Source organism: Amycolatopsis orientalis DSM 40040 = KCTC 9412, from assembly GCF_000478275.1.
Taxonomy (GTDB): domain Bacteria; phylum Actinomycetota; class Actinomycetes; order Mycobacteriales; family Pseudonocardiaceae; genus Amycolatopsis; species Amycolatopsis orientalis.
Map to the genome: position 1 here is coordinate 289757 of NZ_ASJB01000015.1, position 11839 is coordinate 301595.

Annotated in this window: 13 protein-coding genes; all 13 read right to left on the bottom strand. The window is 68.3% G+C overall.

All coding sequences use genetic code 11. The features are described from left to right. Position 1: 1 nt before the first annotated feature. Positions 2–496 carry an Rv1363c family protein gene (locus L324_RS03775; protein ID WP_037304114.1) on the bottom strand — a complete coding sequence of 165 codons (495 nt, stop codon included), beginning with the start codon at positions 494–496 and terminating at the stop codon, positions 2–4. Then, a complete protein-coding gene (locus L324_RS03780) occupies positions 493–981 on the bottom strand; it encodes a hypothetical protein (protein ID WP_037304117.1) in 489 nt (162 codons plus the stop codon). Before L324_RS03780 ends, L324_RS03775 begins: the two co-directional genes overlap by 4 nt. After that, entirely contained in the window at positions 981–2216 is a 1236-nt protein-coding gene (locus tag L324_RS03785; protein WP_037304120.1) for an MCE family protein, read from the bottom strand. Before L324_RS03785 ends, L324_RS03780 begins: the two co-directional genes overlap by 1 nt. Then, positions 2213–3433, bottom strand: coding sequence for an MCE family protein (locus L324_RS03790; RefSeq protein ID WP_037304122.1), 1221 nt, complete (start codon positions 3431–3433; stop codon positions 2213–2215). The genes L324_RS03785 and L324_RS03790 overlap by 4 nt, the downstream gene beginning before the upstream one ends. Continuing rightward, on the bottom strand, positions 3430–4620 hold the full coding sequence (locus L324_RS03795; RefSeq protein ID WP_037304123.1) for an MCE family protein: 1191 nt from the start codon (positions 4618–4620) through the stop codon (positions 3430–3432). The genes L324_RS03790 and L324_RS03795 overlap by 4 nt, the downstream gene beginning before the upstream one ends. After that, positions 4617–5648, bottom strand: a complete 1032-nt coding sequence (locus tag L324_RS03800) for an MCE family protein (RefSeq protein ID WP_037304450.1) — start codon at positions 5646–5648, stop codon at positions 4617–4619. The genes L324_RS03795 and L324_RS03800 overlap by 4 nt, the downstream gene beginning before the upstream one ends. Then, positions 5645–6682, bottom strand: a complete 1038-nt coding sequence (locus tag L324_RS03805; protein ID WP_037304124.1) for an MCE family protein — start codon at positions 6680–6682, stop codon at positions 5645–5647. Before L324_RS03805 ends, L324_RS03800 begins: the two co-directional genes overlap by 4 nt. A gap of 130 nt (positions 6683–6812) precedes the next feature. Continuing rightward, on the bottom strand, positions 6813–8129 hold the full coding sequence (locus L324_RS03810) for an MCE family protein (protein WP_037304126.1): 1317 nt from the start codon (positions 8127–8129) through the stop codon (positions 6813–6815). Then, on the bottom strand, positions 8126–8974 hold the full coding sequence (locus L324_RS03815; protein WP_037304127.1) for an MlaE family ABC transporter permease: 849 nt from the start codon (positions 8972–8974) through the stop codon (positions 8126–8128). Before L324_RS03815 ends, L324_RS03810 begins: the two co-directional genes overlap by 4 nt. Before the next feature lies 1 nt (position 8975). Then, the gene (locus L324_RS03820) at positions 8976–9761 is read right to left on the bottom strand and encodes an MlaE family ABC transporter permease (RefSeq protein WP_143104862.1); all 786 of its coding nucleotides are present in this window, start codon (positions 9759–9761) and stop codon (positions 8976–8978) included. Between the two features lie 91 nt (positions 9762–9852). Then, positions 9853–10614 (bottom strand): glucose 1-dehydrogenase, encoded by a 762-nt coding sequence (locus L324_RS03825; protein WP_037304130.1) that lies wholly within the window; start codon positions 10612–10614, stop codon positions 9853–9855. Positions 10615–10632: 18 nt separating this feature from the next. Then, complete coding sequence (locus L324_RS03830; RefSeq protein WP_037304132.1) at positions 10633–11517, bottom strand: 3-oxoacyl-ACP reductase; 885 nt, start codon at positions 11515–11517, stop codon at positions 10633–10635. 85 nt (positions 11518–11602) lie between these two features. Next, positions 11603–11794: a ferredoxin gene (locus L324_RS03835; RefSeq protein WP_037304134.1), complete on the bottom strand. Its 192-nt coding sequence runs from the start codon at positions 11792–11794 to the stop codon at positions 11603–11605. Positions 11795–11839: the final 45 nt, after the last annotated feature.

The window sequence follows — 11839 nt, forward strand, 5'->3', positions numbered from 1 at the left end:
TCTACAGAGCGGTGAGCCGTGAGATCTTCCACCGGCCGTCGACGCGGCGCGCGGTGACCGAAAGCTGGGAGACCGTCGACTGCGGCGTGCCCCCGGCGGCGGCGATGGTCTGCTGGTCGAGGAACAGCAGCACCTCGGCCTCCTCGCCGCGCAACGACCGGACGCCCGCCGAGCGGACCGTCGTCGTGCGCACCAGCTTCTGGTCCTCGGCCCGCTTGCGCGCCGACGCGAACTGGTCCCGGTACTGCCCGGTCGCCTCTCCGGTCAGCACGTCGGCCGCGGCCCGCTCGGTCCGCGCGAGATTGCTGTAGTCGTAGGAGAAGACCGCCTTCACCCCGGCGCCGACGTGGTCCACGACCTCGGCGGTCGCGGCCTGGTCCACGAGCGCCGCGTTGCCGTCCGAACCCAGCGAAGAGGCCTCCAGCCCGAACCAGACCGCGCAACCGGTGGCCAGCACGATGAGCGCGACCAGGAGCCGCGGCGTCCGGCCGGTCATGACCCCGCCGCCTGCACCGCGCTGACCTTCCAGCCGTCCTCGGCGCGCTGGTAGTCCACGGTCAGCCTGCTGACCTTCGGCACGGCCGACCCGCCGCCGGTGCTGATCCGCACGTTCAGCACGGCCATCAGCCGTGCCGTCCCGGCCGCGGCGTCGAGTTCGGTGACCGCGGCCCGTTCGAGCTTGGCCGTCGCGACCGTTTTGCCGGTGTTCGCCCGGTCGATCTGGAGCTGCCGGTCGCCGGTGAGTTCCTTGCCGAGCCGTCCGGTGGTGACGCCGAGCCAGCGGTCGACGTCCTGGGCACCGGTGCGGTAGTCGATCGTGTTGAGCACCTCCAGCTGCCCGGAGGCGGCGGTGAGCACGGCTTCGCGCTCCCGGCCGCGCGCGAGACCGTCGTCCCGCGCCGCGCTCCACCACGACCAGCCGGACCAGGCCGCCGCGAGCACGGCCAGCGCGGCGACGACGGTGAGGGCGCGCGTGAGCACTACTTGCCGCCCAGCAACGCGCCCAGCCCACCGGGTCCGGCGCCGGTGAGCAGGCTCAGCACCCCGGGCAGCTGCGCGGATTCCGCCGCCTGCGGGCTCTGCTTCGGCCGCTCCGGGACCGCGGGCGGTTTCCCGGCGTACGGCGCGTTCTGCGAGCCCCGCACCCCGGTGGGGCTTCCCGGTGGCTCGGCGCAGTAGGCCCGCGTGTTCACCGGCGCCTCGGTGAGGTCGTTGGCGGGACGCTGTTTCGTGCCCTCGTAGCCCTTGGTGCAGGAGACCGGGTCGAAGAAGTTGAACACCACGCCGAGATGGCCGGTGCCGTCCGGCGACGTCGAGCGCGAGAACGCCGAGATGATCGGGTACGCGACGAGGAGTTCCTCGATCGCGTCGGTCCGGGCGGAGGTGATCTGGGCGGTGGTGAGCGTGTTCGCGAACAGCACCCCGAGGTCGGTGCCGGAGACCGCGAGCACGTCGCTGATCTGACGGCTCAGCTTCGGTGCCTCGTCGATCACCCGCCGCAGATCCGGATCGGACGTCTTCAGCTGCGCGGCGATCGTCTTGAGCCCGCTGGAGAACTGCGTGATGTTGTCCGCCTGCCGCCGCTGGGTGTCCAGTACCGTCCGCGAACTGGCGAGCAGGCCCTGGGTGTCGGGCAGGTACTGCGTCGCGGTCGCGGTCAGCGATCCGGTGCTGTCGAGCAGCTGCCGCAGATCCGGGCCGGCGTTCGCGAAGGCCTCGTAGGTCTCGTTGACGACGGTCTTCAGCGACTCCGGTTTCACACTCGACACCAGTTTGTCCAAATTGGACAGGACGGTGTCCGGGGCGAGCGGGATCGACGTCCTGTCCCGCTTGATGACCGAACCTTCGGTGAGGTACGGCCCGTTTTCGTGCATGGGCAGCAGATCGACGTACTGCTCCCCCACCGCCGACCGGTTCGCGACCGCGGCCTTCGTGTCCGCCGGGATCTTCGGCGCGCCCGAATCGATGTCGAGACCGAGATCGATGCCGTGCTCGGTGAGCGTCATCGACGCGACCTTGCCGACCGCGACACCGCGATAGGAGACCTCGGCGTTGACGAAGATCCCGCCGGAGTCCACCAGTTGCGCGGTGACGAGGTAGCCCCGGGTGCCGAAGAGCCTGTCCAGCCCGGCGTACTTGCCGCCCGCGTAGACGACCGACACCACCGCGATGACGAGGAACGCGGCCAGCTGGATCCTGGTCTTGCGCGTGATCACCGGCCACCCCCGAGCAGCGGCCCGAGGAGCCCGCCGAGCACGCCGCCCAGGACGTCCCCGCCCTGGCCCTGCGGTGCCTGGGGCATCTGGGGGGCTTGTGGGAGGTCGCCGGTCGGCAGGGGCAGCACCGGGGGCGCCGTCCCGTTGTTGAACGGGATCGCGCCGGGCGTGCCGGTGCCCTTGGTCCCGGGCAGCTGGATGATCGGCTGCGACGAGTTGTTCATGTTCTCCAGGAAAGTGTCCAGGTTCAGGTCGATCTTGGCTTCCACGTTGGCGTAGTCGCCCTTGATCACGTTGCCCGCGTAATCCGGGAAGGGGTACGTGAGCAGGATCCGCAGCGCGGTCGGCAGGTCCTGGCCCGCCTCGGTCAGCTTCTTCAGCGTCGGCTGCAACGCGCGGAGGTTCGCCACCAGCTGGTCACGGCTGGCCTTGATCGTGTCGGTCGCGACCCCGGACAGTGTGTTCAGCGACTGCAGCATGCCGACGAGCTGATCCCGTTGCTCCGTCACGATCTTGAGCCCCGGCGAGAGGTTGTCGAGCGCGTTGGTCAGGTTCTGCGTCTGCCCGACCAGGGTTTTCGACAGCCTGTCGAGGCCGTCGATGGCCCTCAGGATCTCGCCCTTGTGCCCGTCGAGTTCGGTGGCCAGCTTGTCCACCTGGGACAGCAGCGCGCGGACCTCGGCCTCGTTCCCGGTGAGCGCGTCGTTGAGTTCGTGGCTGATCTTCTGGATCTGTTCGACGCCGCCGCCGTTGAGCAGCAGGGAAAGCGCGCCGAGGACCTCTTCGACCTCGGGGTTGCGGTTGGTGCGGTCGAGCGGGATCTTCGCGCCCTCGGCGAGGGATCCTTCGGGCTTTTCGGGGGCGTGCAGGTCGACGAACTTCTCCCCGAGCAGACTCGACTGGCGCAGTTCGGCGCGCGCGTTCGCGGGCAGCGCGATGTCGCCGTTGACGACCATGTTCACCCACGCCGACCGGGTGTCCGGGGCGAGTTCGATGTTCTCGACCCGGCCGACCGGGACGTCGTTGACCTTCACACTCGCTTGCGGGACGAGGTCGAGGACGTCGGAGAACTGCGCGGAGAGCCGGTACGGATGGTCACCGAGATCCGCACCGCCCGGGAGCGGGGTGTTGTACAGCCCCGAAAAGCCGCCGTCACCGCAGCCTGCCAGCACCAGCACGCCCGCCATCACGCCCGCGATCTTCCGCCGCTGCCTCATTTCGGGACTCCCTTGGTGAGGACGTCGACCAGCGGGAGCGGCAGCGGCGGCAGTTCACCGCTCTGCAGCGAGGCCAGTACCTGCGGGACCGACGGGAGCTTCAGCGTGCCGTCGAGGACCGGGGCCAGCTGCTTGCAGATGTTCCCCAGCGCGTCCGGGATCGGCTTGGGCGTACTCGCGCTGATGAGGCGGCACACGGTCAGGATCGGGGGATGCGTCAGCTCGTTCAGGTTGTCCCGCACGGCGATCGTGCCGGACGCCGCGTCGTAGGAGTTGATGAAGTTGGTGGCCCCGGTCGGCGCGATGTCGATCACCTCGGCGAGCGAGGCCCGCTGGTCGACGAGCACCTTGGTCAGTCCGGCCAGTTTGTCCACATTGGATGCGAGCAGGTCCTTGTTCTCCGCGACGAACTTCTCGACGTCACCCATCGCCGTCGCCAGCGAATTCAGCGCGGCGCCCACGTCGGCGGAGTCCGCGGCCAGGAAACCGCTGACGTCGGCGGCGCGGCGGTAGAACTCGTTGAGCTGCTGGTCGCTTTCGGCCAGCGCGCCGGTGAACGAGTTCAGGTTCTGCACCGTGCTGAACAGGTCCCCTTTGGAGCCGTCCAGGGTCTTGGCCAGTTCGGACAGCCGGGTCACCGTGGTGTTGAGGTTCTTCCCGTTGCCGCCGAGATTCGCCGCGGCGGTGTCGAGCACGTCCGACAGCGCGCCGTTCTTGTTGGCGCCGTTGGGTCCTAGGCTCGTCGAGAGCTTGTCGAGACTCGTGTAGAGGTCGTCGAGTTCGGCCGGGGTCGCCGTCTTCTCCTTGGCGATCACCGTGTCCGTGGCCATTTCGAGACCGCTCTCGTACGCCGGGGTCAGCTGCACGTACCGGTCGCTCACCAGACTCGGCGCGACGACGACCGCGCCCGCGTCCGCCGGGATCGGGGTGTCACCGTCGATCCGCATGTCGACCCGGACCGCCTCGCCCTGGGGCGTCACGCCGGTGATCTCTCCGACCTTCACGCCGAGGACTCGTACCGAAGAGCCCGCGTAGAGGCCCACGGTCTTCCCGAAGTACGCGCTGATCCGCGTCCCGCCCGTGTCCCTGAACACCAGCCAGAGTCCGGCGGTCAGGAGCAGTACGACGACGCAGGCGAAGGCGACCCATGTGGCGAGTGCGCGTCCCGTGCGCGTGTGGATGGTCATCGTCCGCCCACCCCCTGGTTCGGCGCCGCGATGGGCGGGGTGCAGCCCTCCGGGTTGACCTGGAACGCGCCGGCGATGATCGTCGGCGGCAGCAGCCCGCACAGGTAGCCCTCGAACCAGCGCCCGTTCCCGGTCGCGTTGGCGCCGACGCGGGCGAAGGGGGCCATCAGCGCGAGGCTGCGGTTGAGGTTGTCCTGGTTGCGCTGCAGGACATCGGTGACCTTGCCGAGTTTCTCCAGCGTCGGCTTCAGCTGCTGCCGGTTGTCGGCGACGAGCCCCGACAACTGCGCCGAAACCTGCTGGGTGCCCTTGAGCAACGTGCTGATCGCGTCCTTCCGGTTCTGCAACTCGGCGAGCAGGAGGTTGCCGTCGTCGAGGATCCGCTTCAGCTGGGCGTTGCGGTCGGACAGCGTCTTGGACACCTTGCTCGTATTGGCCAGCAACGCCTTCAGGTCACCGTCACGCGAGGAAACCGTCTTGGACAACGAAGACAGCCCGCCCAGCGCGTCCTTGAGATACTGCGGGCTGTCCTTGAGCGCGTCGGACAGGACGGTGAAACTCGTCGCCAGCTGCGCGGTGTCGATCTCGCCGACCGTGCCGGACAGCTGCTGGAACGCGTCCTGCAGTTCGAACGGCGTCCGCGTGCGATCGAGCCCGATGGTGGCGTTCGGATCCTGGTTCGCCTTGCCTTTCGGCGTCAGCGCGAGGAACTTCTCGCCCAGCAGCGTCTTGATCTCGATCGACGCGGACGTCGCGTCGCCGATCCGGACGTCCTTCACCCGGAACTTCACCAGCACCTTCTTGCCTGCCAGCTCGACCGAGCTGACCTGGCCGACCTTGACCCCGGCGACCTGGACCTCGTTGTCGGCCGCCAGCCCCGCCGATTCGCCGAAGAACGCCGAGTAGGTCGTCCCGCTGCCGAACAACGGGATCCGGTCGGAGAAGTAGGTCGTCATCGTGACCAGGAGGAGCAGGACCAGGGCGGCCGCGCCGACCGCGGCCTGATTGCGTTCCTTGAGCGGCTTCACGGCCCGCACCTCTCCGGTCGCTGCGTGCCGGGCAGTGGCGTGATCGGCAGTTCGATGTTGAGCGATTTGATGCCGATGCTGCCGGAGATCCCGCACAGGTAGTAGTTGAACCAGCTGCCGTAGCTCAGCGTCCTGGTGAACTTCTGCAGGTTGCCCGGCAGCACCTGCAGGAGATGGTCGATCAGCTGTTCCGAATCGCCGAGGTTCTGTGACAGCGCCCCGAGTTGCGCGACGTCGTCCTTGAGCGCGGGGCGCGCGTCGGCGAGCAGGCCCGTCGTGGCGACGGTGAGGTCGCCGAGCGCCTTGACCGCCTCCCCGATCGGCCGCCGCTGCTCGGCGAGACCGGTGACCAGCCGCTGGGTCTGGTCGATCAGTTCGCCCAGCTGCGGCGAACGCTTCTCGACGGTGCCGAGCACGGTGTTGAGGTTCGCGATGACGTCGCCGATGATCTTGTCCTTGCCCGCGATGGCCGAGGTGACCGACGCGGTGTGCGCGAGCAGGCTGGTGATCGTGCCGCCCTCGCCCTGGAAGACCTGGATGATCTCGTAGGAGAGTTTGTTGACGTCCTCGGGGTTCAGCGCGCGGAAGAGCGGTTTGAACCCGTTGAAGAGCACGGTCAGGTTCAGCGCCGGTTTGGTGCGCTCGGGCGGGATGACCCCGCCGCGCGGCAGTGACTTCTCGTCCCCGATGTCCGTGCCGAGGGAGAGGTACCGCTGCCCGACGAGGTTGCGGTACTTGATGGTCGCGGTCACCGACGACGGCAGCCGGTGCGTGGTCTGGACGTCGAAGTGGACCTGGGCGAGGTTCCGTTCGCCCTCTTCGACCTCGATCCGGCCGACCTGTCCGACCTTCACGCCGACGATGCGGACGTCGTCGCCCTCCTTGAGCCCGGACGCGTCGGTGAACTTGGCGACGTAGCCCGAGGTCTCGCCGAAGTTGGTGTTCGCGATGGTGGCGCCGAGGACCGCGGTGAGCAGCACGGTCACCACGGCGAAGACGAGGATCTTGACCAGATCCGGCACGAACGACCTCATCGGACCGCCCTCCCGTCACGGGGGCCGAAGGACGCTTTCGCCGCATGTGACGCGGTGAAAGCTCCCTTCACCGCGTCACATGCGGTGAAGGACGCTTTCAGCCCGGCCCGGCCCGCGCTCGGCTGAGTCCTCATCGCAGCTCCACCTCCGCGCCCCGGTACAGCGGCCCGACCAGCAGGCTGCCCCAGTTCGGCACCTGGTCCGGGGTCGTGCCCATGGCGGGCGACACGAGCAGGTCGATCAGCCGCTGCTCGTCCGGCGTGTTCACCACCGAACCGCCCGCGCTCCCACCCGAAGGCAGGGTGCCGTCCGGGTCGCGCGGCGGCGCCGGTTTGGAGGAACCGTCGGCGATCGCGCCGTCCGGCGGATACTGCGGCCAGCGGCCGGGCGGCGGCACCTGCGGATAGCACCGCGGTCCGCGTTTGTCGTCGTACTTCGGCTCGTCGACACCGGGCAGGTACTTGCCGCGGCTCGGCGTGAACTCGATGGTCACCCGGCTGACCTCGGGATGCGCGGTGCCCTTGCCGAACGCGAGTTCCGCGCGCGGCACCGATTCGGCCAGCTGCTTGAGCAGGCACGGGTACTCCGGCGCGTACTTCGCGAGGACGTCCAAAGTGGGCTGGAGGTTGGTGGTGAGGCGGATCAGGTTGTCCTGATTGACTTTCAGGAAGCTCGTCAGGTCGATCGAGGCCGCGGTCACCGTCGAGTAGACGTCGGCGAGACCGCGCTGGCGCTCGACCAGGGTCTTGCTCGTGGTGGTCAGATCCGACAGCGCGGCCAGCAGATCCGGCGCGGCCCTGTCGTAGATCGCGGCGGCGTCGGCCAGTCCGGTGATGTCGGCCTTGAGATCGGGCAGCGACGGGTTCACCTTGCCGAGATAGTCCGAGAGTCCCGCCAGCGTCGAGCCGAGCCGCTTGCCCTGACCGTCCAAAGCGGACGCGACGGCGTTGAGCGTGCTCGCCATCTTCTCCGGCTGGACGGCCTGCAGCAACGGCATCACGTTCCCGAGCACGGTCTCCAGTTCGATCGCGCTGCTGCTGCGGTCCTGGGGGATGACGTCGCCCTCGGCGATGTGCCGGTCCGGCTTCTCCGGGATCTGCAAGGCGACATACCGCTCACCGAACAACGTCTTCGGCAGCAGGCGCGCGGACACGTTGGCCGGGATGACCGGCGTCTTGTCCGGTTGCAGCGCCAGGTCCATCGTCGCGTGATCGCCGTGGGCCCGGATCGACCGCACCTCGCCGACGACCATCCCGCGCACCTTGACGTCCGCGCCCTCGCGCATCTGGTTGCCGATGCGGTCGGTCTCCAGTTTCACCAGGGTCACCGTGGTGAAGGCCTTCTGGTAGAAGGCGATGGTGGTGACGAAGAACAGCACGACCACCACGAGGAACACCAGGCCCAGCACCTGATGCCGGAGCCGCCGCAGCAGAATCCCCCTGTTCACCCGGAAATCCTCACCGTCGTCGTCGCGCCCCAGATCGCGAGGCTCAGGAAGAAGTCGAGTACGGAGATCAGCACGATCGCCGTCCGCACCGCGCGGCCGACGGCGACGCCGACCCCGGCGGGCCCACCGCTGGCGGTGTAGCCGTAATAGCAATGGGACAGGATGACGAGCACGCTGAAGATGATCACCTTGAGGAACGACCAGAGGACGTCCTCGGGCGGCAGGAACAGCGTGAAGTAGTGGTCGTAGGTGCCCGCGGACTGGCCGTAGAGCCAGATGGTGATCTGCCGCGAGGCCAGATAGGACGAGAGCAGCCCGACGGCGTAGAGCGGGATGACCGCGGTGACGCCGGCGATCACCCGGGTCGTCACGAGATAGGGCATGCTCGGCACGCCCATCACTTCGAGCGCGTCGATCTCCTCGGAGATCCGCATCGCGCCCAGCTGCGCGGTGAACCCGCAGCCGACGGTGGCCGAGAGCGCGAGCCCCGCGGACAGCGGCGCGACCTCGCGGGTGTTGAAGTAGGCGGAGATGAACCCGGTCAGCGCCGCGGTACCGAGCTGGTTCAGCGCGGAATAACCCTGCAGGCCGACGATGAGCCCGGTGAACAAGGTCATCCCGATCATCACGCCGAGCGTCCCGCCGATCACCGCGAGCGCGCCGGTGCCGAAGCTGACCTCGGTCAGCAGGCGGAAGACCTCCCGGCCGTAGCGCCGGATCGTGCGCGGGGTCCAGGCCAGTGCGCGGAAATAGAACGACAGCTGGCCGCCGAAGCCTTCCAGCATCGCGCCGGGACGCGCGATGATCTCGAGCGTCCGATCCGAGACAGCGGGTTCGCCTGCCATGTCACATCGCCTTCGGCGGCACGATCCGCAGGTAGATCGCGGTCAGCACGACGTTGATCAGGAACAGCAGCAGGAAGGTGATCACCACGGCCTGGTTCACCGCGTCGCCGACCCCCTTCGGCCCGCCCGCCGGGTTGAGCCCGCGGAAGGCCGCGACCACGCCGGCGACGAAGCCGTAGAGGAGTGCCTTGATCTCGCTGACCCACAGATCCGGGACCTGGGCCAGCGCGTTGAAGCTGGCGAGGTACGCGCCCGGGGTGCCACCCTGCATGACGACGTTGAAGAAGTAGCCGCCGAGCACGCCGACGACACTGACCAAACCGTTCAGCAGCACCGAAACCACGATCGCGGCCAGAACGCGGGGCACGATCAGGCGCTGGATCGGGTTGACCCCGAGTACTTCCATCGCGTCGATCTCTTCGCGGATCTTGCGGGCGCCGATGTCGGCGCAGACCGCGCTGCCGCCCGCGCCCGCCACCAGCAACGCGGTGATCAGCGGGCTCGCCTGCTGGACGATCGCGAGCGCGCTCGCGGCGCCGGTGAACGACTGCGCGCCGATCTGCTGGGTCAGCGACCCCAGCTGCAGGGCGATGACCGCGCCGAACGGGATCGCGACCAGCGCCGTCGGCAGGATGGTGACGCTGGCGAAGAACCAGCACTGCTGGATCCATTCGCGGAACTGGAACGGGCGTTTGAAGATCGCGCGCAGGACCTCCCACGACAGCGTCGCGAGCCTGCCGACCTGAGTGAGCGCACCCGTACCCGGGACGGACACCGACGCGTTCACAGAACCTCCCAGTAGCCTGCCCCGAGTCTTACTCCACCTGTCAACGCCCCATTGCGTTAGCGGTGTTCACTCTGCTCTCGGCACCTCCGCGTCAGAACTTGAGTGCGTGCGTCGCCGTCGCGCCGCCATCGGCGACGAACTCGGCGCCCGTGCTGTACGAACTTTCGTCACTGGCCAGGAACAACACGAGTTTCGCGATGTCCTCCGGCTGCCCGACCCGGCCCAGAGCGACCTTCTTGCCCACCCACGACATGTCGACTTTCTGCCCGCCCGCCGCGGCGGCGACCATCGGCGTGTCGATCGCGCCGGGGTGCACGGAGTTGACGCGGATGTTCTTCGCGCCGAGTTCGAGCGCCGCGACCTTGGTCATCCCGCGGATGGCGAACTTGCTCGCGGTGTAGGCGACGAGGAACGGCATTCCGGCGAGGCCTTCCACAGAGGACACGTTGACGATGGAGCCGCCGCCGGCCCCGGTCATCGGTTCAACGACCGAACGCATCCCGAGAAACGCCCCGATCTGGTTGACCCGGATGACGCGTTCGTAATCGGCCAGCGTGGTCTTGCCCAGTTCCGAGAAATGCAGGATGCCCGCGTTGTTGACCAGCACCGTCGGCGGGCCGAACTCGGTCTGGGTGCGCTGGATCGCCGCCTCCCAATCGGTCTCGTCGCCGACGTCGAGATGCTGGTAGACACAGGCCTCGCCGAGGTCGGCGGCGAGTTTCTTGCCGTCGAGGTCGTTGACGTCGGCGATCACCACCCGCGCGCCCTCGGCGACGAACAGCCGCGCGGCCGCCTCGCCCTGTCCCCTGGCCCCGCCGGTGATCAGCGCTACCTTGCCATCGAGCCTGCCCACTACATCATCTCCCACGGTCTACGGCAGCGACATGATCTCGGAAGCGGCGAACATGCGTTCCGGGTCGCGGTCGGCGAAGTAGCCGCCCACGGATGTGACGAGTTCTTCGGCGGTCCAGGTGCCGTTGACGGTGTCGAACCGCTGTTCCACCGACGGCGGCCGCATCAGCGCGACCATCCCGCCGTAGACGAGGAACACCTGGCCGTTGACGCGATCGGACTCCGGCGAGCAGAGGAAGGACACGAACGGCGCGACGTGGTCGACCGAAAGCGGGTCGATCCCCTCCGGGGCATCGGCCCCGAAGACGGCTTCGGTCATCGCCGTGCGGGCGCGCGGGCAGATCGCGTTGGCGCGGACGCCGTACCGCGAAAGACCGCGCGCGGTGGAGACGGTGAGCGCGGCGATGCCCGCCTTGGCCGCACCGTAGTTCGGCTGGCCGGGGGCGCCGAGCAGGAACGACTCCGACGCGGTGTTGACCACCCGGCCGTACACCGGCGCGCCGTCCACTTTGGACTTGTCCCGCCAGTACGCCCCGGCGTTGCGGGAAAGCAGGAAGTGCCCGCGCAGGTGGACGCCGAGTACGGTGTCCCAGTCGTCGTCGGACATCGAGAAGAGCATCCGGTCACGCAGCACGCCGGCGTTGTTGACCACGATGTGGAGGCCACCGAAGTGGTCGACGGCGGCGGTGAGCAGCGCGTCCGCGGTCGAGGACTCCGAGACGTCGCCGGTGACCGCGACCGCCTTGCCGCCCTCGGCCTCGATCTCGTCGGCCACCACCTGCGCCGCGGCCGACACGTCGTTGACCACCACCCGCGCTCCCGCCGCGGCCAGCGCCAGCGCCTCGGCCCGGCCGAGTCCCGCGCCCGCTCCGGTGACGATGGCCGTCCTGCCGTCCAAGCTCACTCCAGGCCTCCTGCCTTTCCGCACCCAGCCTCACCGCACACACTAGAATCTGTTCTCGCAGCATGCAAGGTCCAAATAAACGGCGCTAACCACGGATGAGCAGCGCATTTTTCGGACAGCTCGCGACAGCTTGAGTAACACGTTCTACCTGATTCGCCGGAACTTCGGCCGACGCGAGGACCAGCTCCTCCTCGTCGTCGAGATCGAAGACCTCGGGCGCGAAGCCGACACAGATCGCGTTCGCCTCGCAGAGCGAGCGATCGACGTCGATCTCCATATTCCCTCCTCGCCGCCACACCTGGTACAACTAGAACAGGTTCTA

Excerpts from the sequence above, each read along its gene's own strand:
- L324_RS03775 (WP_037304114.1), bottom strand. The coding sequence starts at position 496 with ATGACCGGCCGGACGCCGCGGCTCCTGGTCGCGCTCATCGTGCTGGCC.
- L324_RS03790 (WP_037304122.1), bottom strand. The coding sequence starts at position 3,433 with ATGAGGCAGCGGCGGAAGATCGCGGGCGTGATGGCGGGCGTGCTGGTG.
- L324_RS03795 (WP_037304123.1), bottom strand. The coding sequence starts at position 4,620 with ATGACCATCCACACGCGCACGGGACGCGCACTCGCCACATGGGTCGCC.
- L324_RS03805 (WP_037304124.1), bottom strand. The coding sequence starts at position 6,682 with ATGAGGTCGTTCGTGCCGGATCTGGTCAAGATCCTCGTCTTCGCCGTG.
- L324_RS03815 (WP_037304127.1), bottom strand. The coding sequence starts at position 8,974 with ATGGCAGGCGAACCCGCTGTCTCGGATCGGACGCTCGAGATCATCGCG.
- L324_RS03835 (WP_037304134.1), bottom strand. The coding sequence starts at position 11,794 with ATGGAGATCGACGTCGATCGCTCGCTCTGCGAGGCGAACGCGATCTGT.